Below are 24,524 nucleotides of genomic sequence, written 5' to 3' on the forward strand. Positions count from 1 at the left end.
GGGCGCCGGGCGGGCTAGCGCGACACCGAGGCCTGAACGGTTGCGGTGTGCACGACCCGGTTGCGGCCGTCGCGTTTGGCGACGTACAGCCGCACGTCCGCGGCTCGGAGGAGGTCGGAAGCCTGGACGCCGTCCTCGGGGGCGAGAGCAACCCCGATGCTCGCGGTGACGGGCAGCCCGGCGGTGATCGGGGTCCAGTCGTAGTCGGCGATGTCGCTGCGGGCCTCCTCGAAGCGTTCCCGGGCCTCTGCCGCGTCAGCGCCGGGCAGGATCAGCAGGAATTCCTCTCCGCCGAGGCGGGCGGCGATCCCGCCGGCGACCCGGTTGGCTGCGCGCTTCAGGATCTCGCCGAGCATGCGCAACACCTCGTCGCCGACCGCGTGGGACAGGGCGTCGTTGATGCGCTTGAAGTGGTCGATGTCGATCATCGCGATGGCGAAGCACGGCCCGCCCTCGCCGGACCGGATCGCCGCGACGCTCAGGTGTTCGTCCACGAAGCGGCGATTGTGCAGGCTCGTGAGCGGGTCGCGCTCGGCGAGTTCACGGTAGCGTTCGCTCTCGCGCCGCGATTCCGCGGTCTGGAACATGGCCTCGAGGATCCGCCCGCGGGATTCGTTCTCGCTCGCGCCGAGCGCGACCGACTGGGCGTGATAGCTCCGGTAGGCCTCGAAGGCCCGGCGGTAGTCGAGGTTCGCGGCGTAGGCCTCGGCCTGTTCGCGGGCGACTTCCGTGAGCCAGCGGACGAGGCCGTGACCGGCGGCGAGGGTGGCGCACTGGTCGATCACCCGCTGCGCCGCGTCGAGCCGTCCCTGGATCCGGTAGACCTCGGCGAGGGTGACCAGTGCTGCCGAGACCGCATCGGGGTTGGGGTCGTCGTTCGCGGTTTCGATGGCCGGAAGCAGCATCCGCTCGGCTTCGTCGAGCCGCCCCGCGGTCAGGTAGACCCTGGCGATCGTGTCGCGCGCGTACATGCCGATCGGGCGGGAGTTCGCCGTGGACAGTGCGAGCAGCTGCTCGACGGTCTCGAGCGCGGCCACGTGGTTGTGGGCGAGATACTCGGTGTACGCGAGGTTGTTCAGGATCATGTAGCGGATGTTGGTGTCGGTGTCGTCGATGACGAGCCGCAGGGCCTCGTTGTAGCGGCGCCGCGACTCGTCGAAGGATCCGGCCGATCCAAGGGCGTCGGCCAGGCAGAGTCGGGCTGCGGCCCGCATCAGCGGCACCTCGCTCTCGTCGATCAGATCGTTGACGAGAACGGCGTGCTCGAGGGCGAGGGCGGGGTCACCGACCATCTCGAACACCGAGCCGAGCACGTCGTGACAGCGGGACTGCAGGGCGACTTCGCCGTGCCGCTCGGCCCAGGCAAGGATCTGTTGCACCTCGGCCGCGCTGCGGCTCGGATCTCCGCGGGTGCGGCTGATGTTGGCCAGGAGCACGCGGAGGCGCCGCGCGACGGCTCCCCTGCCGAGGCCGGTCTCGACGCTGCTGTAGTCGACGAACTCACCGTTCGCGCCATCGATGTCGACGACGCGCAGCTCGATCAGCCAGTCCCTGGCGGCCTGGTTGGCCTCGTCGCGGTCGATCCAGAAGAGGCGCTCGACGCGCGCGAGTCTCGCCTCGATCGATTCATTCGGCGGTGCGTTCATCGTGGCCTGCTCCCCGACAGGCGTGTGTTCCCGGCCTTCAATCTCCCCACCGGGAACCCTCTCCGAGAGAGGGAGGAACACTGTCGAGGCTCAGCCTAGCGCCCAGCCCGGACACCGGCGAATGGACGCCGCAGGATGCCGCCGATGGGGGGGGGTGCCGACTCAGGCGTCGTCGCTGGAATCGGTTTCCGGGAGGGTGCCGAGCGCCGCCATCAGGTCGTCAGGNGGCCGGCGATGTCGAAGAAGACCATCTCAAGCACGTTCCGATGCACGGTGAGGAAGTCGCGCAGCCACTGGGCGTTGCCGACCATGACCTGGGGGTCCACTTCATCGGGCACCATGCGGACGTAATTCTCGGCGGAGGAGAAGAGCAGCAGCATCCGCTTGTCGGTGCCTTCGCGGCCGAAGACGCGAACCTGCTCGCCCTGCCCGTTGACGACGAGCTGCGGCACGATCACGACGTCGTTGCGGAGGGCGTATGCGACGGCTGCTACGTCCTGGGCGGCGAGGGCGGTAGCAAGGGCCACGGAGCGGGTCGGTGGGGTCGGCGGCGTCATGTCAGTCGGGTCAGTCGGGTCAGTCGGGTCAGTCACGCCACCCATTCAATCATTCCGTCCGCACCGGCTGGGCACCGGAGCGGACTATTCCGCTCTGGGCTGACGTGCGGTACGGGCAATCGTTCAGTCGAGGATGAACTGCTTGGGTGTCGCCGATGCGATGCCGTCGACGGAGACGGCGAGATGATAGGAGGCTCCCCCGGCCGGCGCGGCGGTGCGGGTGGACTCGTCGCAGGTGGCGGCGTTGGAGCGGACCCGGTCCCAGGCGATCGGTGTTGTCGAGCTCACCGGAACGCCCGGTTGCAGGGTGACGTCGGCGTCGGCGGCCGCACTCTGGCAGTCCGTCGAGGTCCAGTAGATGTCCTGGCCGCTCGAGATCGTGAAGACCTGTTTCGAGGTGCCGGCGTTGATCACGCAGGGGACGGTGCCCGTGTTCGTGATGCTGAGGGAGAGTTCGGGCTTCTGGCCGGGCTGGTACGTGACGGCGTCGGTCAGCGCTTCGACGGTGACGGCGGCCGGGTCGCAGGCGGCGGGGGCGGCGTCCGCAGCAGCGGCGGCGGGAGCGGGGGCGTCAGCGCCGGCGGTCGTGGTCGGCGTGGGGGTCGGGGCCGGCTGGCCACCGCCGGATCCCGGGCGCACCACGATCAGCACGATGATGACTATCACGAAGAGCAGGCCAAGACCCACGATGAGGCGGCGGCGCCAGTAGACCTTGCTTGACTGGGGGCCGACCGGATGTTTGATCGTCGACATGCCCCAAGGCTAACGAGCTTTGCCCGGCAGCCGCGGGAAGGCGCTGCGTGTCGGCGCGGATTCCCGGCCTCAGCCGAGCCGCTTCACCATTCTGGTGTTGCCGAGCGTGTTGGGCTTCACCCTGGCCAGGTCGAGGAATTCGGCGACGCCCTCATCGTGGGAGCGGACGAGTTCGGCGTAGACGAGCGGGTCGACGGTCTCCGAGCCCATGTCGGTGAATCCGTGCCGGGTGAAGAAGGGCACCTCGAACGTGAGGCAGAACAGTCGGGAGAGGCCGAGCTCGCGGGCATCCGCTTCGAGGCGGGCGAGCAGAGCGTGGCCGACGCCGCGGCCGAGCCAGTCGGCAGTAACAGCGAGGGTGCGCACCTCGCCGAGGTCCTCCCACATCACATGCAGGGCACCGACGCCGATGAGTTCGCCTGCGGTGTCTTCGACCACGCGGAACTCCTGGACGGCCTCGTAGAAGACGACGCTTTCCTTGCCGAGCAGGATGCGCTCCTGGACGAGCGGCGCCACCAGGGTCTGGATGCGCGGGACGTCGCTCGTGCGCGCCCGGCGTACCGAATACTCCTGCTCCTGCATGCCAGCCCTCTCGCCCGTGCTCGTGTGCGTCACACCCAGTCTATTGAGCACGGGCACGCAGGAGGGGCCAGGCGGATGTAGCCGCCTGGCCCCTCCAGGTTGTCGTGCGTCGGGTGCTTAGTCCGTTGCGACCGCGAGGTCGGGCGTGCCCGACCCGGTGCCGAGCGCGGCCGAGGCGTTCACGCCGATGGACACGGGCGTGGCACGCGCCGTCGTGGTGAACACGTACTCGCCGGCGAGGAAGTCGACGTGCACGTGGTCACCCGCGTTGAGCTCGCCCTGCAGGATCTTCTCGGAGAGACGGTCCTCCACCTCGCGCTGGATCGCACGGCGCAGCGGCCGGGCGCCGAGAGCGGGGTCGAAGCCGACCTCGATCAGGTGCTCCTTCGCGGGGATCGTCAGTTCGACGGTCATGTCGCGGTCGAGCAGGCGGTCGCTGAGGCGCTTGATGAACAGGTCCACGATCTGGAGCAGTTCCGGCTTGGTCAGCTGCGGGAAGACGATGACCTCGTCGACGCGGTTGAGGAACTCGGGCTTGAAGTGCTTCTTGAGCTCCTCCTTCACCTTGCCGCTCATCCGCTCGTAGCCGGTCGTCGTGTCGCCCGAGAGCTGGAAGCCGACGGGCGAGCTGCTGATGTCCTTGGTGCCGAGGTTCGTGGTCATGATGATCACGGTGTTCTTGAAGTCGATCACGCGACCCTGGCCATCCGTCAACCGGCCCTCTTCCAGGATCTGGAGGAGGGAGTTGAAGATGTCCGGGTGGGCCTTCTCGATCTCGTCGAACAGCACAACGGAGAACGGCTTGCGACGCACCTTCTCGGTGAGCTGGCCGCCCTCTTCGAAGCCGACGAACCCGGGAGGCGCACCGAACAGGCGCGACACGGTGTGCTTCTCGCCGTACTCGCTCATGTCGAGCGAGATCATGGCGGCCTCGTCGTCGAAGAGGAACTCGGCGAGCGCCTTGGCGAGCTCGGTCTTGCCGACGCCGGTGGGGCCGGCGAAGATGAACGAACCGCTCGGGCGCTTCGGGTCCTTGAGTCCGGCACGGGTGCGTCGAATGGTCTTGGCGAGCGCCGAGATGGCCTCTTCCTGGCCGATGACACGCTGGTGCAGGGCCTTCTCCATGAAGACGAGCCGCGAGGACTCCTCCTCGGTGAGCTTGAACACCGGGATGCCGGTCGCCTGGGCGAGCACCTCGGCGATCAGGCCCTCGTCGACGACGGCGGTCGTCTTGACGTCGCCGGACTTCCACTTCTTCTCGAGGCGCAGTCGCTCGCCGAGGAGGTTCTTCTCCTCGTCGCGCAGACCGGCGGCCTTCTCGAAGTCCTGGTCCTCGATCGCGGTCTCCTTCGCGGCGCGGACGACGGCGATCTTCTCGTCGAATTCGCGCAGCTCGGGCGGGCTCGACAGGATCGAGAGGCGGAGGCGCGCGCCGGCCTCGTCGATCAGGTCGATGGCCTTGTCCGGGAGGAACCGGTCGGACACGTAGCGGTCGGCGAGGTTCGCCGCGGCCACGAGGGCGCCGTCGGTGATGGACACCTTGTGGTGCGCCTCGTACCGGTCGCGCAGTCCCTTGAGGATGTTGATGGTGTGGGGAAGGGACGGCTCCGCGACCTGGATCGGCTGGAAGCGGCGCTCGAGCGCGGCATCCTTCTCGAAGTGCTTGCGGTACTCGTCGATCGTCGTCGCACCGATCGTCTGCAGCTCACCGCGGGCGAGGAGCGGCTTGAGGATCGACGCCGCGTCGATGGCGCCCTCAGCGGCACCGGCACCGACGAGGGTGTGGATCTCGTCGATGAAGATGATGATGTCGCCGCGGGTGCGGATCTCCTTGGTGACCTTCTTCAGGCGCTCCTCGAAGTCACCGCGGTAGCGGCTTCCGGCGATGAGCGAGCCGAGGTCGAGCGAGTAGAGCTGCTTGTCCTTGAGCGTCTCGGGCACATCACCCTTGACGATGGCCTGGGCGAGGCCCTCGACGACAGCGGTCTTGCCGACGCCGGGCTCACCGATCAGGACCGGGTTGTTCTTCGATCGCCGGGACAGGATCTGCATGACCCGTTCGATCTCTTTCTCACGACCGATCACGGGGTCGAGCTTGTTCTCGCGCGCGGCCTGGGTGAGGTTACGGCCGAACTGGTCGAGAATCTGGCTGCCCGCCGGTCCGCTCGCCGTCTCGTTGGCACCGACCTGGACCTGCTCCTTGCCCTGGTAGCCGGACAGGAGCTGGATGACCTGCTGGCGCACCCGGTTGAGGTCAGCGCCGAGCTTGACGAGCACCTGGGCGGCGACGCCTTCACCCTCGCGGATGAGGCCGAGCAGGATGTGCTCGGTGCCGATGTAGTTGTGGCCGAGCTGCAGGGCCTCACGGAGGCTCAGCTCGAGCACCTTCTTGGCGCGCGGCGTGAACGGGATGTGCCCGGTCGGCTGCTGCTGGCCCTGGCCGATGATGTCCTGGACCTGCTCGCGCACGGCGTCGAGCGAAATGCCCAGGCTCTCGAGGGCCTTGGCGGCGACGCCTTCACCCTCGTGGATCAGCCCGAGCAGGATGTGCTCGGTGCCGATGTAGTTGTGGTTGAGCATCTTGGCCTCTTCCTGGGCCAAAACGACGACACGACGAGCTCGGTCGGTAAATCTCTCAAACATGTGATCACTCCCTTGGCACCAGGGGCAGGTGTGGCGCCGATACATCGAGAGTAACGAGGGAAGCAACCAAAGCGCGCCTCTGTTCGCCGCAGGCGTGACGGATGTCTGCGTCCGGCAATCCTTGCGGCGTCGCTTGAGTGGGTAATACCCTCATCATCGGGTCCGTGCGGCAGCCGCACCGGGTCGACGGCGGCGAGAGGCAGCAGCATGGACGGCGTGGACAATCCGCAGGTCACGGCCCGGGCGAAAAACGGTCTCACGAAGAACCGGCCGCATGAGGCGGATGCCCGGAGCCGGGCGTCCCGGCCGCGCGTGACACCGGGGGTGCGCTGGGGCCGCGTGGCGGCATCCGCTCGGCAGGACGAGCCGCTCGCGGTCGCCACGACGCTGCGATCGCCCTTCATCGCCGGATTCGTCGGGGCGCTCGGGGTGCTCTCTGCCGTGGTGCTCGGGGTCGCGCTTGCGTCGCTCTCGACGATCCTGATCTCGATCGGCGCCGCCCTGTTCATCGCCCTCGGCCTCGATCCCGTGGTGCGGCTGCTCGTCGGCAGGGGCCTGCGCCGCCCGCTCGCCATCGGGCTCGTGTTCGTGACCCTCACCGTCATCGCCGTGCTGCTCGTACTGCTCGTCGTTCCCGTGGTCGTGCGGCAGGTCGTGACCTTCGCCCAACTGGCGCCCGGCTACCTGGTCGGCCTGGAGCACCAGGACTGGTTCATCCTGTTGTCGGACCAGCTCGGGATCATCGACCTGCCCGCTCTCTTCGAGGGACTCATCGCCCTCGCGACCGACCCGGCGAGCTGGTTGTTCGTGGGCTCCGGCCTGGTCAAGGTCGGCGTCGGCCTCATCAACGGGATCACCGGCGGGATGATCGTGCTCATCCTGAGCCTGTACTTCCTCGCGTCGCTCGACCCGATGAAGAAGGCGTTGTACGCGCTCGTGCCACGCCCGCGCCGGCCGGGCTTCATCGACATCTCCGAGCAGATCACCGGCTCGATCGGCGGCTATGTGAACGGGATGCTGCTGCTCTCGTGCCTGAATTCGGGCCTCGGCCTCGTGGCGATGCTGATCATCGGGGTGCCGTTCGCGGGGGTGCTCGCGGTCGTGGTCTTCGCGCTCGCGCTCGTGCCGCTGATCGGCTCGGTGTTCGCCGCGGCGATCGTGGTCGCGGTCGCCCTGCTCGCCTCCCCCGCGACGGCACTCTGGATCGGCCTCTACTACCTCGTGTACCTGCAGATCGAGGCCTACGTGCTCACCCCGCGGGTGATGAACAAGGCGATCGCCGTGCCCGGCTCACTCGTGGTGATCGGGGCGATCGCCGGCGGGGCACTGCTCGGGATGCTCGGGGCGCTCATCGCGATCCCGGTCACGGCCTCGATCCTGCTGATCATCAAGACCGTCGTCGTGCCCCGGCAGGACCGCGCCCGCTGACCCTCCCGACCGACCCTGACGGTCAGCGGGCGAGGGCGTGGCGGGCCGCGGCCACCATGGCCTCGACGCCGGTCTGGATCGTGGGGTCCTGTACCGGAGCGTAGAACGGCGAGTGGTTGAAGTGCACGTCCTGCATGCGGCCGGCGGCGATCGCGGCACGGAACGCGGCGGGGTCGCCGCCACCGTTGAACCAGAAGAAGGACGGGCAGCCTGCGCGGGTGCCCCAGAGGCCGAAGTCCTCGCTCGGCGCCGCCTGCGGGCCGACGCCCACCCGGCCGGCGCCGAAGCGTTCGGTGAACAGTGCAGCGAACTCGGCCGTCACGGCCGGCTCGTTGACCAGGGCCGGCACCGAGAAGGTGACCTCGATCTCCGGCGGGCGCGGCGAACCGGCCGCCTCGCACTCGCCGGTGACGATCCGGGTGATGGCGGCGAGCATCCGCTCACGCACGAGCGGTTCGTAGGTGCGCATGCTGATGCCGAGCTCGGCAGAGTCGGGGATGATGTTCTGCTTGGTGCCGGCGTGCAGGGTGCCGATCGTGAGCACGCCGAAGTCGGCGGCGGCGATCTCGCGCGACACGATCGTCTGCAGGCGCAAGACGACGGATGCCGCGAGCACGACGGGATCGACGGACTGCTCGGGGGTGGATCCGTGTGACCCCGTGCCGTGCAGCACGATGCGGATCGAATCGGCCGCGGTCATGACGCTCCCGGCACGGTAGAGCAGCTCGCCGGCCGGCCACGGGGTGACGTGCTGGCCGAGGGTGATGTCGGGCGTTCCGAAGCGGTCGAAGAAGCCGTCGTCGATCATCGCGGCGGCGCCGGCGCCGAGCTCCTCGGCGGGCTGGAACACGAGCTGAAGGGTGCCGGACCAGTCGGCGCGCTGCCCGGCGAGGATGGCGGCGGCGCCGATCAGCCAGGTGGCGTGCATGTCGTGGCCGCAGGCGTGCATGACCGGCGACTCGACGCCGTCGACGCCGACCTGGGTGACCGTGCTCGCATAGGGCAGCCCTGTGGCCTCAGCGACGGGCAGGGCGTCGATGTCGGCGCGCAGCAGCACGGTCGGCCCGGCGCCGTTGCGCAGGATACCGACGACGCCGGTACGGCCGACGCCTTCGGTCACCGCGTAGCCGAGGGAGCGTAACCGCCCGGCGAGCAGGGCAGCGGTGCGGTGCTCGGCGAAGGAGAGCTCGGGGTTCCGGTGCAGGTCCTCGTAGAGCGCGCCGAGCCCGGGGAGCAGGTCCTCGACGGCGGCAGGCGTCTCCCCTGTGCCGGGCGCTGCCGGAGGGGCCGTCGCGGGAGCGGGGGCGGGCGAAGCGTGGGCGGGCGCGGCTGGGGTCTGATCAGACATTGCGGCTCCTGGAGAGAGGCGTTTACGGACGCGACGATGACTCGACAGGTCCATCGTGACCGTTCGGGGGGTGTGGCGCCAGTGCTTCGTGCGCCGGCGCCGCAGTTGCGCCTAGGCTGCGAGCGTGAGCAACCTCGAACGTGACCCCTCCGAGCTCGTGATCGCCGGCGCCGAGGGACCCGTGGCGACCACGGCTCCCTCCGGTTCGGTGGATGCGAGCACTGGCCCCGCTGGTGCGCGAACCGCCCCCGGCCACACGGCGGATGCCGGCGGCCCGGTGCTCCTGCTGCTCCCGCGGGACGTGCCGCTCGGCGGCCCCCGCGCCATGAACGTGCGCCGCACCCTGCCCCAACGCGGTCGGTCCACGATCGGGGCCTGGTGTTTCATCGACCACTACGGGCCAGACGAGATCGCACCCCCGATCGCCCTCGAAACTGCACAGGCGACCACAACCGGCACCGGCGCTCGCGAGGAGGCATCGGGAGACGTCGCGGACGGCGCCCGTCGCGGCATGGTCGTGCCGCCGCATCCGCACACCGGTCTGCAGACCGTCAGCTGGCTCTTCGAAGGGGAGATCGAGCACCGCGACAGCGCCGGCAGCCACGCGCCGGTGCTCCCCGGCGAGCTCAACCTGATGACCGCAGGGCGCGGCATCAGCCACTCCGAGGTGTCGACGCCGGAGACCCGCGTACTGCACGGCGTTCAGCTCTGGCTCGCGCTGCCCGAGGAGCACCGGCACCAGGCGCCGCACTTCGAACACCACGAGGTTCCGCAGACGCCCCTCGGCGGCGGGGCGACCGCGCGGGTGTTCATCGGCACGCTCGGCCCCGTCGTCTCGGCGGCCCGGGTCTACAGCCCGGTGCTCGGCGCCCAGGTCGACCTCCCTGCCGGCGCGACGCTCGACCTGGACCTCGACCCCGCGTTCGAACACGGGGTGCTCGTCGATCGCGGCCCGGTGCTCCTCGAGGGCGTCACGCTCGCGCGCAGCGAGCTGGGCCACCTCGGGGCAGGGCACGGCGGCATCCGCCTGGAGAATCACGCCAGGCACCCGGCCAGGGTGCTGTTGCTCGGCGGCGAACCGTTCCAGGAGCAGCTCGTGATGTGGTGGAACTTCATCGGCCGCAGCCACGAGGAGATCGCCGGGTGGCGGGCCGAGTGGCAGTCCGAGGTCATCGAGGGGGCGGATGCCGTCGGTCGTTTCGGCACCGTCGCCGGCTACCCGGGGCCCGCACTCCCCGCCCCCGAGCTCCCGACGGTGCGCCTCAAGCCCCGCGCCTGAGCCGCGCCCAGCAACTCAGCTCGCGAAAGCGGGGGCGGGGGCGGGGGCTACTGGACGGCGGAGGTGAGGCGGGCGAGGTTGTCGAGGATGGTGGAGCGCAGCGGCTGCTTCATCCAGTCATCGAGGGTGAGCAACTTGCTGTCGGCCCGGTAGCCGTCCTCGACCGCGCGCAGGTCGCGCACGAAGCTGCGGCCGCGCACCATCAGGGACACCTCGAAGTTGAGGCTGAACGAGCGCATGTCCATATTGCTCGACCCGATCACCGCGACCTCGTCGTCGATCGTGAAGTGCTTGGCGTGCAGCACGTACGGGGCCTTATACATGTAGATGATCACACCGGCCCGGAGCAGTTCCTCGTAGTACGACCGCTGGGCGTGGTAGACGAGGGCCTGGTCGCCGATCTCGGAGACGAAGAGCTCGACGTGCAGCCCGCGCTGGGTCGCGGTCGTGATCGCGTACATGATCGACTCGTCGGGCACGAAGTACGGGCTCGTGATCACGATGCGTTCCTGCGCGTAGTAGAGCAGCGCGAGGAAGAGCCGCAGGTTGTTCTCGCCCTCGAACCCCGGCCCGCTCGGCACGACCTGGCAGTCCAGGGTGTGCGGCGCCGTCGTGGGCTGCACCGCCTGGATGTCGCGGGTGAGGAGCTCGTTCGTCTCGCCGTACCAGTCGGTGATGAAGATCGCGTTGAGCCCGGCGACGATCGGGCCCTCGAGCCGGGTCATCAGGTCTTTCCACTTGAGCCCGCGCCGGATGTTCGACTTCATGTTGTAGGTGCGGTCGATGATGTTCTGCGAGCCCATGTAGCCGACGACGCCGTCGACGGTCACGAGCTTGCGATGGTTGCGGAGGTCCGGCCGTTGCCACTTGCCCTTGAACGGCTGCAACGGGAGCATGAGCTCCCACTTGACCCCGGATTCGGTGAGCCGGCGGAGGGTCTTGCGGTAGCCGGGCTTACGCATCGACTGGATGTGGTCCATCAGCACCCGCACGGTCACGCCGCGCTGCACCGCGCGCTCCATCGCGTCGAAGAACGGTGCGGTGGTCTTGTCGAGGGAGAGGATGTAGAACTCGACGTGCACCCATCTCTCGGCCTTGTCGATGTCGACGATCATCTCGGCGAAGGTCGCCTCGTAGTCGCCGAGCAGGCGCGCGGTGTTGCCGCCGACGAGCGGCATCGCCCCGAGGTTGCGGTTGAGCTCGACCACGGATTCGAGCCAGCCGGGCCACGGGTGGTCGCGACGCACCTGCTCGATCCCGTCGGTGCTCTCGAGGATGAACTGGTTGATCTCCTCCTGCATCTCCAGCCGCTTCTTCGGCAGGGTGCGGTAGCCGATCATCAGGAAGAGGAGGGCACCGATGTAGGGAATGAAGAAGATCGCGAGCAACCAGGCCATACCCGACGTCGGGCGACGGTTGCGGGGTACGACGATGATGGCGACGACGCGGATGGTGAAATCGACGACCAAGGCCACAATGAGGATGAAGGTCGAGATGTCGATGCCGAACATGCGAGGTTAGGTGACGGGCTTTTCGAGCCCGAGCTTCGCGCGCTCTTCGGCCTCGATCTCCGAATACACCTTCCGCTCGGTGCGGTCGGCCCTGAGGATCGAGCGCATGATGACCCAGAAGATCAATCCGAGCGCGACCGTCGGCAGGATCGAGAAGAACGCACCCCAGAAGAAGTCCATAGTTCCCTCAGACTACTTGACGAGGATGCCGTAGAGGCCGGTGCCGACAAAGTAGATCCCGATCGCGGCGACGATCACCCACAGCACGATGCGGTTGGTCGTGATCGGCTGGCGCTCCTTGGGCGCTTTGGGCTCGGAGGCCGAGTCCGTCGGAGCCTTGTCGATGGCATCCGCTGCCTGGGAAGGCTCGTCCGGGGTGGTGTCGTCCTGCGGCTGGGTGTTCATGGCCTTCACTTTACCAACGGGAAGAGGATGGTCTCGCGGATGCCGAGGCCGGAGAGGGCCATCAGCAGCCGGTCGATGCCCATGCCCATGCCACCGGTCGGCGGCATGCCGTACTCGAGGGCGCGCAGGAACTCTTCGTCGAGGCGCATCGCCTCCGGGTCGCCGCCGGCCGCGAGGCGGGCCTGCTCGACGAAACGCTCCCGCTGGATGACCGGGTCGACGAGCTCGGAGTACCCGGTCGCGAGTTCGAAGCCGCGCACGTAGAGGTCCCACTTCTCGACGACGCCGGCCACCGAACGGTGCCCGCGCACGAGCGGGCTCGTGTCGACGGGGAAGTCCATCACGAAGGTGGGCCGGGTGAGGCCGCCCTTGACGAAGTGCTCCCAGAGTTCCTCGACGTACTTGCCGTGGATGGGGTGCTCGACCGCGACGTCCTCCCTGGCCGCGAGCTCCTGCAGCTCGGCGAGGGGGGTCTCCGGGGAGATCGTGCGGCCGACCGCGGCGGACAGGCTGTCGTACATGCCGATCCGGTCCCAGTCGCCGCCGAGGTCGAACTCGGTGCCGTCCGCCCAGGTCACGACGTGCGAGCCCGAGACCGCCGTCGCCGCGTTCTGGATCAGCGTCTGGGTGAGGTCGGCGATCGAGTTGTAGTCTCCGTATGCCTCGTAGGCCTCGAGCATCGCGAATTCGGGAGAGTGCGTCGAGTCTGCACCCTCGTTGCGGAAGTTGCGGTTGATCTCGTAGACCCGGTCGATGCCGCCGACGACCGCGCGCTTGAGGAACAGCTCCGGCGCGATGCGCAGGAAGAGTTCGGTGTCGAAGGCGTTGCTGTGGGTCGAAAACGGGCGAGCGGATGCTCCGCCGTGCATCACCTGGAGCATCGGCGTCTCGATCTCCAGGAAGTTCCGGTCCGTGAAGGTCTTCCGCAGGCTCGCGACGGTCTGCGAGCGCTGGATGACGCTGCGGCGGGCCTGCTCGCGACTGATCAGGTCGAGGTAGCGGCTCCGCACCCGGGTCTCCTCGCTCAGCTCGGAGTGCAGGTTCGGCAGCGGCAGCAAGGCCTTCGCGGCGACCTGCCATTCGGTGACCATGATGGAGAGCTCGCCACGGCGGGAGGAGATGACCTCTCCGGCGACGAAGAGGTGGTCGCCGAGGTCGACGAGGTCCTTCCAGGCGGCGAGGGAGTCGACGCCGACGGCGGCGAGGGAGACCATGGCCTGGATCCGGCTGCCGTCGCCGGCCTGGAGACTCGCGAAGCACAGCTTGCCGGTGTTGCGGAGGAACACCACGCGGCCGGCGACGCCGACGGTGACGCCCGTGACGGCATCCGCTTCGAGGTCGCCGAAGCGGGCACGAACGGCGGGGATCGTGTCGGTGACGGGAACGCCGACCGGGTATGCCCCACCGCCGGGCGTGGTTGCCGCCTGGATGAGGCGGTCGCGCTTGGCGAGGCGCACGAGCTTCTGCTCGCTGTTCTCCTGCTCGACCCTGACCTGCTCGGCCTGCTCGGCCTGCACCGCCTGCTCGGCGGTCGGCTCGGTCGGCTCGGTCGTTTCGGTGTGCTGGCTCATGCGGATCTCCGTTGGCGATTCAGGTTCGTGCAGGTGCGAGGTCGTGCTCGTGCTCGTGCGGTCGTGCGCGTCGTGCGGTCATGCGGGTCGTGCCGATGCTTCGGGCGAGCGCTTCAGGCGGTTGCGCTTCCGAGGTCGATGGCCTCGTTGTCGATCAGCCGAATGCTGCCGACATGCGCGGCGACGAGCATCCGTGCCGGGCCGGTGAAGCCCGCCGCGACCGGCTGGAAGTCCTGCGGGCTCACGACCACGAGATAGTCCAGCTTAACCAGTGGCTGGGCGGCGAGGATCGTGTGCGCGGCGACCTGGGCCGCCTGCAGCCCGTCGGGGGCGGCTGCGACCGCGGCCGTGAGCGCCGCGGAGAGGGCCAGGGCCGCCTCTTTGTCCGCGGGTTCGAGCCGGCGGTTGCGGCTGGAGAGGGCCAGCCCGCTTGCCTCGCGCACGATCGGGACGACATCGATCTCGGTGCGCACGTTGAGGTCGGCGAACGCCTGCTGCAGGAGGAAGACCTGCTGGGCGTCCTTCTGTCCGAAGACGACGACGTCGGGGCCGACGATGTTGATCAGCTTGGTCACGACCGTGAGCATGCCGTCGAAGTGGCCAGGGCGCACAGCGCCCTCGAGGAGGGCGGCGACCGGGCCGGCGGTGACGCGGGTGTCCGCGGCGCCGTCCGGGTACATCGTGGACACCTCGGGCGCGAACACGAACGCGACACCCTCAGCGGCGAGCGCCGCGACGTCGGCGTCGAGGGTGCGCGGGTAGGACGCGAGGTCCTCGGTGGGCCCGAACTGGAGCGGGTTGACGAAGATCGAGACCACGACGATGCCGCCGCGGGCGTGGGCGCGACGCACGAGCGACAGGTGCCCCGCGTGTAGGGCTCCCATGGTGGGGACGAGGACGACCCGCGCTGCCGGGCCGGGCTCTGCACGCCTCTTCGCGGCGGCGATGCGCTCGCGCAGCCCGTCGATGGTGCCGATGACTTCTGGTTTGATGAGCACGTTCACTCGTCCTCCGTTGTGGTGCGGTCGGTGCGGTCGTTCTGGCCGGTGGGGTCTTCGGGGTCGACGGCATCGTCGAGATCGTCGAGGTCGTCGAGGTGGTCGTCGTCGAGTGCCGACAGGTCGAGGCGGTCCGGCGCGGTGCGGGAGAGGGCGTTCTCCATCGCGGAGCGCATCAGCGGGCCGATCACGCCGCCCGGCCGGTCGATGCCGATCGAGGTCAGCAGGGCTGCGGCCTGGTCGACGATGGACGTCGAGAACGCGGTGGCGATCTCGACGGCCTCGGCGTAGCGGGCCCGATCCCCCTCGGCGACAACGACGGGCTCCCCGCCCATCTCGACGACGAGCGCCTGCCCGATCGGGAGCACGGGTGTCGGCGCGGTGACGGCGAAATAGCTGTCGGCGAGGCGGGCGAGGTCGATGCTCGTGCCGGTGAAGCTCATCGCGGGGTGGATGGCGAGCGGGATCGCGCCCTGGGCGAGCGCCGGCGCGAGCACCCCGATGCCGAACCTCGCCGAGGTGTGCAGCACGAGCTGCCCGGCCTGCCACGTATTCGTCGTGGCGAGCCCGGCGACGAGGCTCGCGAGCTGGGCGTCCGGCACGGCGAGGATCACGAGTTCGCTGCGTTCGACGATCTCGGGCACGGTCAGGATCGGCACGAACGGCAGGATCGCCTCCGCCCGGTCGCGGCTGGACTGCGAGATCGCCGAGATGCCGACGATCGCGTGGCCGGCTCCGGCGAGGGCGGCTCCGAGGATCGGGCCGACCCTGCCGGCACCGACGATGCCGATGCCGAGACGCCCGGGGCGGGCGCTCACAGCGCCGCCTCCGCTGCCGGTGCGAGGGTCTGCGCCGGCCGGTCTGGCATCGCCCGGTTCAGCGGATGCCCGGGGTCGGCCCAGTGATGACTGGTGTCGGCGCGAGCGGACGAGATCGCTCCCGCGGAGAGGCGCTCGAACAGGCGCTCCCCCTCTCGGACGTCGATGACCGGGAGGGTGGCGACGACCGGGCCGGCGACGGTGTGCACCCGGAGCTTCGCGAGGCGCAGCATCCGCTGGATCGGGCCCTGTTCGATCGCGATGCTCTGCAGCCGGGCGAGCGGCACGAGCGTGAGTTCCCGGCTGACGAAACCCCGGCGCAGGAGCACCGTGTCGGCTGCGACGGTGAAGCCCGTGCGCCGCCAGGAGAACGGACGGAGCCACGCGGCCCGGCGCGGCGCGTTGGTGTAGCCGTCGTCACCGCCGGGTGAGCGCACGCCGTGGTCGACGAGCAGCTTCTCCCGGCCGTTCTCGGAGCCGGAGTCGCTGTCGAAACCGGGCAGGATCAGTTCGAGCACCCTGGCGACGTCGGCGAGTGTGCCGACCGGGAGGGTTGTGGTGTGCGCCTCGCCGGCGGCGCCCTTGTTCGTGGAGTGGCCAGCGGTGTTGATGCGCACCTGCCACCAGCCGAACGGGCGCCAGATCAACGGCTGCGAGACCCGCACGGCATGGATGCGGCCGGGCGGGAGCGTCTCGTTGCTCACCGAGAGCAGGCCGAAGCCCACGCGCACCCCGTCCGGCGTGCCCGCGATGCTGTAGCGCAGGGACTTCGTGAAGCGGTTGACGTAGAAGCTGAGGCTCCCGATCAGTCCGGGGAAGATCGCGATGAGCAGCCAGCCGCTGCCGCCGGCGGAGACGCTCCAGATCAGCACCGCGATCGCGATCAGCACGAACACGGTGAAGCCGCTGAAGATCACGGAGCCGATCAGGCGACCCGGGGGGATCCGCACAACGGATTCGGGCGGCGCGGCGTCCGGGTCGAGCTCGGGGGCGAAGAACTCGTGGGCCCGGTCGGTCGCGAAGCCGCCGATCCCGCCGGCGATGCCGCCGGCCGCGGTGCCGATGGCACTGCCGAGGGACGGGCCGAGGGCACTGCCCGCCGCCCGGGTGCCCGCGTGCTCGACCCAGTCCTCGCCCTCCGCCGCGGCGTCGGGCGCGGCATCGGAGGGAAGTGCCGCGGCCGCGCGGGCTCCGGAGGCGAGGTGCAGGATGTCGCGGCGGAGGGCATCCGCTGCCGCGGAGCCGAGGTAGGCGAGGTGCACGTTGGCGTCCTGGCCGGCGACGCTGACTTCGAGTTTCGCTGCACCGAAGAGCCGCGGGATGAACGGGCGCACGATGTTGACGCCCTGGATGCGGTCGAGGCGGGCGCGGCGGTTGCTGCGGAAGACGAGCCCGCTGCGCACCTCGACGACCTCGCCGCTGACGCGGAAGGTGTGCATCCGCCACGACAGGTAGAAGGCGACCAGGATCACGACGAGGATAACGACGACCCCGAGCAGCGCCCAGCCGACCGCGCCACGGCGGAAGAGCTCGTCGATCGGGTCGTCGCCGTAGGTCGGCACGTGGAAGAAGAAGTCGATCAGGCGCTCACGGAGGTTGCTGATGATGAAACCGAGGATAGCCACGATGAAGAGTCCGCCGCGCAGCAGCGGGCTCGCCGGGTGCAGCCGGTGCCACTCCCCGTCGGCGAGGGTGGTCACAGTCCCGCCCGGCGACTCTCGGCGAGTTCGATGAGCCGGTCACGGAGCGCCTCGGCGTCATCGAAGGCGAGGCCGGGAACGAGCACGCCGGAGGATGCGGCGGCGGTGACGAACTTGAGGTCGGCGAGGCCGAGCCAGCGGGCGACCGGGCCGCGGGTGACGTCGATGAGCTGCATCCGGCCGTACGGCACCGAGACGAAACGCTGGAACATGATGCCGCGGCGAAAGAGGAGGTCGTCCTGCCGGAGCTGGTAGCCGATCGAGCGCACCCGGCGGGGCTCGAACAATACGACGACCAGGGTCACGACGACGATCAGGGCGAGCACGATCGGCGCCCAGGAGACCTCGGCGAGGAGCCAGAGGGCGGTCGCGCCGGCGCAGAGGACGAGTCCGAAGATCACCGTCCCGACGATTTCGACGACGACGTAACGCGGAGAGACCCGTTTCCACTCGCCGGCGACGGGCAGTTCGAGGCGACCGGCCGGGTCGAGGGTTTGGGCGAGTTCGGGTGCCGGTTCGGAAACCGACACGGCAACGGGTGCGGGGGCAGGGGGTACCGGGGCGGCGAATCCCTCAGTGGTGTCAGGCACGCACTTCTCCTCGTTTGCTGTTCTCGTCGTCGTCCGGAGGGAGAGTACAGAAATGCTCGGCAACCAAACCACTCACCAGGAGGACCGCTGCGCCGAACGCCATCCCAATGGTGAGCCATACCGATGCTACCGCCGGAGTCACCGAACGGGTCAGCAGATAGAGGCCGAGGCCGCCGGCGGCTCCGAGCAGCAAGGCCCCGCTGTACGCGGATGCCTTTGCGAGCGCGGCGACGCGAACCGCCATGAACGGGTTGACCGGCTTGCGCGGCTTGCCGTCCAGGGCGCCTCTCGTGGACTTCCGGATCGGCCAGGCCAGGCCGAAGACCACGATCGCGCAGAGCACGAGGGCGAGGGCGAGGCTCGCCGGCGGCAGCAGGATCGAACGGCCGGCGGCCGCGAGCGCAAGCTCGAGCAGCAGCCCGCCGACGAGGGCGCCGAGCACCCAGGCGACGATCACGGAAGCACGCGTGCGCTTCATCGGCTCGCCTCCTGGGCCGGATAGCGGCGCACGGTCGAACCGATCGCGGCGAGGAGACCGGACACGGGTCCGCGGCCCGGCAGCACCGCGTCCGGGTCGAGGTCGAGCCAGGGGGCGAGGACGAAGTCGCGGTCTGCCGCACGCGGGTGCGGGAGGGTGAGCCGTGCATCCGCCTGTTCGAGCGCCCCGAAGACGACGACGTCGATATCGAGGGTGCGGTCGCCCCAGCGCTCGGAGCGCACCCGGCCGTGCTCGTTTTCGATGGTGTTGACCGCGTCGAGCAGGGTGAGGGCGTCTCCGGTGAAGCGGATGCCGACGGCCAGGTTCAAGTACCGGGGAGCGTCCTCGTCGACCCCGTCCGGTTTCACGGCAGCGGACTCGTAGAGCGGAGATACCCCGGTGACGGAGAGCCCGGGCACCTTCCCGAGGTCTCGGACGGCGGCTTCGAGGGTCGCCTCCCGGTCACCCAGGTTGCTCCCGAGCGACAACACCGCGTCCACAGCCTCGTGAGGTGTCGCAAATCGACCTTCGCGAGCCTCGTGAACGTCGATTTGCGACACCTCAGGGGCGGGGTTCGGCGTCACGGGGGCGGGGTTCACGGCCGGGACCTCGTGATCTGCACGGAGACGTCGGTGAAGGGGACACTGATCGGGGCCTGCGGCTTGTGCACGGTGACCTGCACGGTCTCGGCGGCGGGGTGGGCGAGCACGACGCCCGCGATCCGCTCCGCGACCGTCTCGATCAGGTCGACCGGGTTGACCGCCGCCGCCTCCGTCACCTCGATCGCGAGTTCGCCGTAGTGGATGGTGCGGCTGACGTCGTCGCTCGACGCCGCGGCGTGCAGGTCGAGCCAGACGGTGACGTCGATCACGAAATCCTGGCCGTTCTCACGCTCGAAGTCGTAGACGCCGTGGTGAGCGGTGACCCGCAGCCCGGTGAGAGTGATGCAATCGCGGATCATGGCTCTATTCTGGCCGACTCCACGAGCGCAAGCACCTTCAGGGCCGCGCGGGTTGCCGCCACGTCATGCACGCGCACGGCCCAGGCGCCGGCCTGGGCGGCGAGCACGCTGACCACGGCGCTCGGCAGGTCACGGGCGGCGATCGGGGCGTCGTCCGGGAGCGCGGTCGCGAGGAAGCGTTTGCGGGAGGCGCCGATCATGACGGGAAGGCCGAGCATGTCGAAGGCCGCGAGGTTGGCGAGCAGGGCCCAGTTGTGGGCGGGGAGCTTGGAGAACCCCAGGCCGGGGTCGAGCACGATCCGCTCCCGTGGCACCCCTGCGGCGACGAGGGCCTCGACGCGCCAGGCGAGTTCGGCCCGGACGTCGGCGACGACGTCGCCGTAGACCGCGAGGTCGTCCATGGTGCGGGCGTGGCCGCGCCAGTGCATCGCGATGAAGGTGAGGCCGCTCTCGGCGGCGACGCTGGCCATCAGCGGGTCGGCGAGGCCACCGGAGACGTCGTTGATGATGCTCGCCCCCGCGGCCGCGGCCGCGCGGGCGGTCGAGGCGTTGAGGGTGTCGACGCTCAGCACGAGGCCCTGCCGGGCGAGCTCGGTGATCACGGGGATAACCCGGGCCTGTTCGACGGCGGGGGCGACGCGGCCGGCGCCCGGCCTCGTCGATTCGCCGCCGACGTCGATGACGTCCGCGCCTTCGGACCGGAGCAGGAGACCGTGCCGGATCGCGGCATCCGTCGACGCCCACTTGCCGCCGTCGCTGAAGGAATCGGGCGTGACATTGAGCACGCCCATGATGCGGGTCATGAGCCTGCGCCGATCAGGGCCATCACTTCGGCGCGGCGGGCCGGTTCGGCGAGTTCGCCGCGTACGGCGAGTGTGACGGTCGAGCTGTTGACCTGGCGGGCGCCGCGCATCGTGACGCACCCGTGCACGGCGTCGAGCACAACGAGGATGCCGCGGGGCTCCAGACCGGTCTGGAGCGCCTCCGCGATCTCCTCGGTCAGGCGTTCCTGTACCTGGGGGCGGGCGGCGAGGCAATCGACAAGGGCGGGCAGCCGGCCGAGGCCGACGACCTTCTCGCCGGGCAGGTAGGCGATGTGGGCGCGGCCGAGGAACGGGAGCAGGTGATGCTCGCAGACCGACCGGAAGTCGAGGTCGCGCACGAGCACGAGCTCGCCCGTCGTCGGGCCGACCGGGATGGTGTCCCGCAGCAGGTCGAGCGGGTCCGTTCCGAGCCCGGCGAAGAACTCCCCGTAGGACTCGGCGACGCGGCGCGGCGTGTCGGCGAGTCCCGGCCGGTTCGGATCGTCGCCGATCGCCGCGAGGAGCTCCGAGACGAGACCCTCGATTCGGGCCCTGTCGACTGCCACCCGGGGCCTAGGCGGTGGCGGGCCGCGGGGTGCGGGCGGGCGCGCGCTTGGGCTTGGTCTCTGCGGCGTCTCCACTGGACACTCCGCCGTCAACGATGCCCTCTTCGATGGGCGCCTTGGGCAGCGGCATCTCGATGGGGGGAACGTCCGAGACCGGGCGCTTGTCGCTCGAGAGCCACTGCGGGCGCGGCGGGAGCTTTTCGATGCCGGCGAAGATCGGCGCGAGTTCGGTCTGGCCGAGGGTCTCGTGCTCCAGCAGTTCCGCGGCGAGCGTGTCGAGAATGGCGCGGTTCTTGCCGAGCACCTCGTATGCCTCGTCGTGGGCGGCCTCGAGCAGCAGGCGAACTTCGGTGTCGACGCTCTCGGCGAGGCGCTCGGAGTAGTCGCGCTGGTGGCCCATGTCGCGACCCAGGAACATCTCACCGGACGCCTGGCCCAGCTTGAGCGGGCCGACGGCGGCGCTCATGCCGAACTCGGTGACCATCTTGCGGGCGGTCGCCGTGGCCTTCTCGATGTCGTTGCTCGCGCCGGTGGTCGGGTCGTGGAAGATCATCTCTTCCGCGACACGGCCGCCCATCGCGTAGGCGAGCTGGTCGAGGAGTTCGTTGCGGGAGACGGAGTAACGGTCTTCGAGCGGCATGACCATCGTGTAACCGAGGGCACGGCCGCGGGGAAGGATGGTGATTTTCGTGACAGGGTCCGTGTTGTTCATTGCGCTCGCGACGAGGGCGTGGCCGCCCTCGTGATAGGCGGTGATCAGCTTTTCCTTGTCGCGCATGATGCGGGTGCGGCGCTGCGGGCCGGCCATCACCCGGTCGACGGCCTCATCGAGGGCGCGGTTGTCGATCAACTGCGCGTTCGAGCGTGCGGTCAGCAGGGCGGCCTCGTTGAGGACGTTGGCGAGGTCAGCGCCGGTGAAGCCGGGGGTCTTGCGGGCGAGGACCTCGAGGTCGACTCCCTGCGCCATCGGCTTGCCCTTGGCGTGCACCTCGAGGATCTTCTTGCGGCCGAGCATGTCGGGGGCGTCGACGCCGATCTGGCGGTCGAAGCGGCCGGGGCGGAGCAGCGCGGGGTCGAGGATGTCTGGGCGGTTGGTCGCGGCGATCAGGATGACGTTCGCCTTGACGTCGAAGCCGTCCATCTCGACGAGCAACTGGTTGAGGGTCTGCTCGCGTTCGTCGTGCCCGCCGCCCATGCCGGCGCCGCGGTGGCGGCCGACGGCGTCGATCTCGTCGATGAAGATGATCGCGGGGGCGTTCTCCTTGGCCTGCTGGAACAGGTCGCGGACGCGGCTCGCGCCGACGCCGACGAACATCTCGACGAAGTCGGAGCCGGAGATCGAGTAGAACGGCACCCCGGCCTCGCCTGCGACGGCGCGGGCGAGCAGGGTCTTACCGGTTCCGGGAGGGCCGTAGAGCAGCACACCCTTGGGGATGCGCGCTCCGACGGCCTGGAACTTCGCGGGCTCCTTGAGGAAGTCCTTGATTTCTTCGAGCTCTTCGATGGCCTCGTCTGCGCCGGCGACGTCCGCGAAGGTGACCTGCGGGCTCTCCTTCGAGACGAGCTTGGCCTTCGACTTGCCGAACTGCATGACCTTGTTGCCGCCGCCCTGCATGCCCGAAAGCATCAGCCAGGCGAACCCGCCGATCAGGATCACGGGGAGCAGGTAGCCGAGCAGGGTCACGAACCAGTTGGTCTGCGGCACCTCATCGGTGAAGCCGCCGGACAGGTCGGCGCTCGTGACGGCGTTGACGACCTCGGTGCCACGCGGAGCGACGTAGTAGAACTGCACCTTGGTGCCGAGCTTGTCGTCGGCCTGGGACAGTGTGAGGTCGACGCGCTGCTCGCCGTCGACGATCTTGGCCTCCGAGACCTTTCCGTCCTTGAGGAACTGGAGTCCCTGCGCGGTCGGAATCTCTCGGAACCCGGACATGGTGATCAGACTCGACCCTATCCAGACGGCGATAATCGCCAGAATGATGTAGAGGAGTGGCCCGCGGAGTAGCTTCTTGACGTTCATCGTCTTGTCAGGCTACCGTGCCCGCACTGAGCGGTCACCGTGTGTTCGCCCTGAGCGCGATGCGAGGCCGAGGCAGGCATCCGCTTCTCAGGAGTAGATGTGCGGGGCGAGCACGGCAACGGAACGCAGGTTGCGGTACTTCTCGGCATAATCGAGGCCGTAACCGACGACGAACTGGTTCGGGATGTCGAAGCCGAGGTACTTGACGTCGATGTCGACCCGGGCGGCGTCCGGCTTGCGGAGCAGCGCGCAGATCTCGACGGATTCCGGCTGGCGGGACTTGAGGTTCGCGATCAGCCAGGAAAGGGTCAGGCCGGAGTCGATGATGTCCTCGACGATGAGCACGTTGCGGCCGTGCAGGTCGGTGTCGAGGTCCTTGAGGATCCGGACGACGCCGCTCGACTGGGTTCCGGAGCCGTATGAGCTCACCGCCATCCAGTCCATCGCGATCGGATGCTTGAGTTCGCGGGCCAGGTCGGCCATCACCATCACTGCGCCTTTGAGGACACCGACGAGCAGGAGATCCTTGCCCGCGTAGTCGGCTTCGATCCGGCGGCAGAGTTCGGCGAGGCGGCCGTGGATCTGCTCTTCTTCGATCAGGATTTCGGTGAGGTCGCCATCAATGTCGCGGGGTTCCATGGGGGAGGGAGGGTCCTTTGCTTTGTGCGTATTCAGTTGGCCGTGCGTGCCGTGCGAGGCCGGGCCCGGTGAAGACGAGCCAGCCATCGTGCCGTACAACTCTAACGCCTGGCAGGTCGAGCGGGCCCTGGCCGTGCCAATCGGTCACGAGCCGGCCGACGGCCAGGGTCGCCCCGCGGGGCAGGGCCATCACGACGGTGCCAGCGCCGGCACCGGCGGCGCGCAGGACTGTGCGTGCCGCCGCGAGCCGGATCAGCCGGTTCCGGAGCGCGACGGGCTGTTCGGCGAGCACCTCGACGGGCACACGGATGCCGCCTGCGACGATCTCGAAGGATCCGCCGGCGAGCTCCGCCGCGCGTTCGTCGAGGGCTGCGGCGTCTTCCCGCAACAGGTCCGCGGTGCGGGCGAGTGCCTCGGCGACACCGGGTCCGAGCTCGCGCTCGAGCGCCGGCAGGACCGTGTCGCGCACCCTGACGCGGGCGAACCGGTGTTCCGCGTTGTGCGGGTCCGTCCAGGGGGTGAGGCCGGAATCCGTGCAGGCGGCGACGGTCTGGGCGCGGCGGATCCCGAGCAGGGGGCGGAGGTACGCGCCGCTGACCCGCAGCATGCCGTGCAGGCTGACCGGGCCGGAGCCGCGGGCGAGGCCGAGCAGCACGGTTTCGGCCTGGTCGTCGAGCGTGTGACCGAGCAGCACGTGGCTCGCGCCGGTGTCGGCGAGTGCACGGACGAACGCGGCATAGCGGCCGGTGCGGGCCGCGGCCTCCGGGCCGCTGTAGGTCTCGGCGGGGTCGGTGTCTGCGGCACTCCCCCGGTGGTTCTCGCCGTGGTCGACGGTGATGCGCACGACGAGCACGGGGTCGAGGCCGAGGGCCGTTGCCTGCCGGGCGGCCTCGGCGGCGACGTCCGCGGACCCGGGCTGCAGGGCGTGGTCGACGATCACGGCCCCGGCGCGGAGTCCCGCCCGCGCTGCCTCGAAGGCAGTCCCGGCCGCGAGCGCGAGCGAATCCGGGCCGCCGCTGAGGCCGACGAGGACGAGGCCGCGCGTTTCGGCGTCTGGTGCGGATGCACCGGGGACGAAGGTGCCGGGGGCGGAGGGTTCGGACCCGGAAGCCGGCGGCGTCGCTGAGGAGCCGAGCCCGGCGTCCGCCAGCACGACGCGGATCGCCCGGCGGATGTCGGCGATCTCCGGTGTCAGTCTCGGGCGGCGCGTGGACTCCATCCAGTAACG

General features: G+C 69.4%; 23 protein-coding genes. 2 read left to right on the top strand and 21 right to left on the bottom strand.

What is annotated here, in order from left to right; translation table 11 throughout:
- Window positions 1–14: 14 nt before the first annotated feature.
- The 4 genes from E3O39_RS04585 to E3O39_RS04605 form a co-directional block, all read right to left on the bottom strand.
- Complete coding sequence (locus E3O39_RS04585) at window positions 15–1,646, bottom strand: diguanylate cyclase (RefSeq protein WP_134446305.1); 1,632 nt, start codon at window positions 1,644–1,646, stop codon at window positions 15–17.
- 680 nt (window positions 1,647–2,326) lie between these two features.
- Window positions 2,327–2,956: a hypothetical protein gene (locus E3O39_RS04595; RefSeq protein ID WP_134446304.1), complete on the bottom strand. Its 630-nt coding sequence runs from the start codon at window positions 2,954–2,956 to the stop codon at window positions 2,327–2,329.
- A 69-nt stretch (window positions 2,957–3,025) separates the two neighbouring features.
- Window positions 3,026–3,538, bottom strand: coding sequence for an amino-acid N-acetyltransferase (locus tag E3O39_RS04600; RefSeq protein WP_134446389.1), 513 nt, complete (start codon window positions 3,536–3,538; stop codon window positions 3,026–3,028).
- Window positions 3,539–3,655: 117 nt separating this feature from the next.
- Window positions 3,656–6,181, bottom strand: a complete 2,526-nt coding sequence (locus E3O39_RS04605; RefSeq protein WP_134446303.1) for an ATP-dependent Clp protease ATP-binding subunit — start codon at window positions 6,179–6,181, stop codon at window positions 3,656–3,658.
- A 216-nt stretch (window positions 6,182–6,397) separates the two neighbouring features.
- Between E3O39_RS04605 and E3O39_RS04610 the strand changes: the two genes are divergently transcribed.
- Entirely contained in the window at window positions 6,398–7,609 is a 1,212-nt protein-coding gene (locus E3O39_RS04610) for an AI-2E family transporter (RefSeq protein ID WP_166787249.1), read from the top strand.
- A gap of 22 nt (window positions 7,610–7,631) precedes the next feature.
- On the opposite strand, the gene E3O39_RS04615 is transcribed toward E3O39_RS04610, so the two are convergent.
- Window positions 7,632–8,957 carry an amidohydrolase gene (locus tag E3O39_RS04615; protein WP_134446301.1) on the bottom strand — a complete coding sequence of 442 codons (1,326 nt, stop codon included), beginning with the start codon at window positions 8,955–8,957 and terminating at the stop codon, window positions 7,632–7,634.
- Between the two features lie 124 nt (window positions 8,958–9,081).
- Between E3O39_RS04615 and E3O39_RS04620 the strand changes: the two genes are divergently transcribed.
- Window positions 9,082–10,236, top strand: a complete 1,155-nt coding sequence (locus E3O39_RS04620; protein ID WP_347233234.1) for a pirin family protein — start codon at window positions 9,082–9,084, stop codon at window positions 10,234–10,236.
- A gap of 47 nt (window positions 10,237–10,283) precedes the next feature.
- Here the strand turns inward: E3O39_RS04620 and cls are convergent, their stop codons facing one another.
- The 16 genes from cls to tilS form a co-directional block, all read right to left on the bottom strand.
- Complete coding sequence (gene cls / locus E3O39_RS04625; protein WP_134446300.1) at window positions 10,284–11,747, bottom strand: cardiolipin synthase; 1,464 nt, start codon at window positions 11,745–11,747, stop codon at window positions 10,284–10,286.
- Window positions 11,748–11,753: 6 nt separating this feature from the next.
- Complete coding sequence (locus E3O39_RS18905) at window positions 11,754–11,927, bottom strand: hypothetical protein (protein WP_166787248.1); 174 nt, start codon at window positions 11,925–11,927, stop codon at window positions 11,754–11,756.
- A 12-nt stretch (window positions 11,928–11,939) separates the two neighbouring features.
- On the bottom strand, window positions 11,940–12,152 hold the full coding sequence (locus E3O39_RS04630; protein ID WP_134446299.1) for a hypothetical protein: 213 nt from the start codon (window positions 12,150–12,152) through the stop codon (window positions 11,940–11,942).
- 5 nt (window positions 12,153–12,157) lie between these two features.
- Window positions 12,158–13,723 carry a lysine--tRNA ligase gene (lysS, locus tag E3O39_RS04635; RefSeq protein WP_134446298.1) on the bottom strand — a complete coding sequence of 522 codons (1,566 nt, stop codon included), beginning with the start codon at window positions 13,721–13,723 and terminating at the stop codon, window positions 12,158–12,160.
- Window positions 13,724–13,836: 113 nt separating this feature from the next.
- Window positions 13,837–14,727 (bottom strand): pantoate--beta-alanine ligase, encoded by an 891-nt coding sequence (gene panC / locus E3O39_RS04640; protein ID WP_241984970.1) that lies wholly within the window; start codon window positions 14,725–14,727, stop codon window positions 13,837–13,839.
- The gene (locus E3O39_RS04645) at window positions 14,724–15,539 is read right to left on the bottom strand and encodes a Rossmann-like and DUF2520 domain-containing protein (RefSeq protein ID WP_134446297.1); all 816 of its coding nucleotides are present in this window, start codon (window positions 15,537–15,539) and stop codon (window positions 14,724–14,726) included. The genes panC and E3O39_RS04645 overlap by 4 nt, the downstream gene beginning before the upstream one ends.
- Window positions 15,536–17,239: a PH domain-containing protein gene (locus tag E3O39_RS04650; RefSeq protein ID WP_134446296.1), complete on the bottom strand. Its 1,704-nt coding sequence runs from the start codon at window positions 17,237–17,239 to the stop codon at window positions 15,536–15,538. The genes E3O39_RS04645 and E3O39_RS04650 overlap by 4 nt, the downstream gene beginning before the upstream one ends.
- Window positions 17,236–17,706: a PH domain-containing protein gene (locus E3O39_RS04655; protein WP_174774641.1), complete on the bottom strand. Its 471-nt coding sequence runs from the start codon at window positions 17,704–17,706 to the stop codon at window positions 17,236–17,238. The genes E3O39_RS04650 and E3O39_RS04655 overlap by 4 nt, the downstream gene beginning before the upstream one ends.
- Before the next feature lie 115 nt (window positions 17,707–17,821).
- Complete coding sequence (locus E3O39_RS04660) at window positions 17,822–18,307, bottom strand: DUF3180 domain-containing protein (protein WP_134446295.1); 486 nt, start codon at window positions 18,305–18,307, stop codon at window positions 17,822–17,824.
- Window positions 18,304–18,807: a 2-amino-4-hydroxy-6-hydroxymethyldihydropteridine diphosphokinase gene (gene folK / locus E3O39_RS04665; RefSeq protein ID WP_134446385.1), complete on the bottom strand. Its 504-nt coding sequence runs from the start codon at window positions 18,805–18,807 to the stop codon at window positions 18,304–18,306. The genes E3O39_RS04660 and folK overlap by 4 nt, the downstream gene beginning before the upstream one ends.
- A gap of 95 nt (window positions 18,808–18,902) precedes the next feature.
- Window positions 18,903–19,268, bottom strand: a complete 366-nt coding sequence (gene folB / locus E3O39_RS04670; protein WP_134446294.1) for a dihydroneopterin aldolase — start codon at window positions 19,266–19,268, stop codon at window positions 18,903–18,905.
- The gene (gene folP / locus E3O39_RS04675) at window positions 19,265–20,071 is read right to left on the bottom strand and encodes a dihydropteroate synthase (protein ID WP_134446293.1); all 807 of its coding nucleotides are present in this window, start codon (window positions 20,069–20,071) and stop codon (window positions 19,265–19,267) included. The genes folB and folP overlap by 4 nt, the downstream gene beginning before the upstream one ends.
- Window positions 20,068–20,637 carry a GTP cyclohydrolase I FolE gene (gene folE, locus E3O39_RS04680; protein WP_134446292.1) on the bottom strand — a complete coding sequence of 190 codons (570 nt, stop codon included), beginning with the start codon at window positions 20,635–20,637 and terminating at the stop codon, window positions 20,068–20,070. Before folE ends, folP begins: the two co-directional genes overlap by 4 nt.
- A gap of 7 nt (window positions 20,638–20,644) precedes the next feature.
- Window positions 20,645–22,657 carry an ATP-dependent zinc metalloprotease FtsH gene (ftsH, locus tag E3O39_RS04685; protein WP_134446291.1) on the bottom strand — a complete coding sequence of 671 codons (2,013 nt, stop codon included), beginning with the start codon at window positions 22,655–22,657 and terminating at the stop codon, window positions 20,645–20,647.
- An 87-nt stretch (window positions 22,658–22,744) separates the two neighbouring features.
- A complete protein-coding gene (gene hpt, locus E3O39_RS04690; RefSeq protein WP_134446290.1) occupies window positions 22,745–23,296 on the bottom strand; it encodes a hypoxanthine phosphoribosyltransferase in 552 nt (183 codons plus the stop codon).
- Entirely contained in the window at window positions 23,277–24,515 is a 1,239-nt protein-coding gene (gene tilS / locus E3O39_RS04695; RefSeq protein WP_134446289.1) for a tRNA lysidine(34) synthetase TilS, read from the bottom strand. The genes hpt and tilS overlap by 20 nt, the downstream gene beginning before the upstream one ends.
- Between the last annotated feature and the right edge of the window lie 9 nt (window positions 24,516–24,524).

The sequence above is a fragment of the Cryobacterium sp. MDB2-A-1 genome (genome assembly GCF_004402675.1).
In the GTDB taxonomy this organism is placed as follows: Bacteria; Actinomycetota; Actinomycetes; order Actinomycetales; family Microbacteriaceae; genus Cryobacterium; species Cryobacterium glucosi.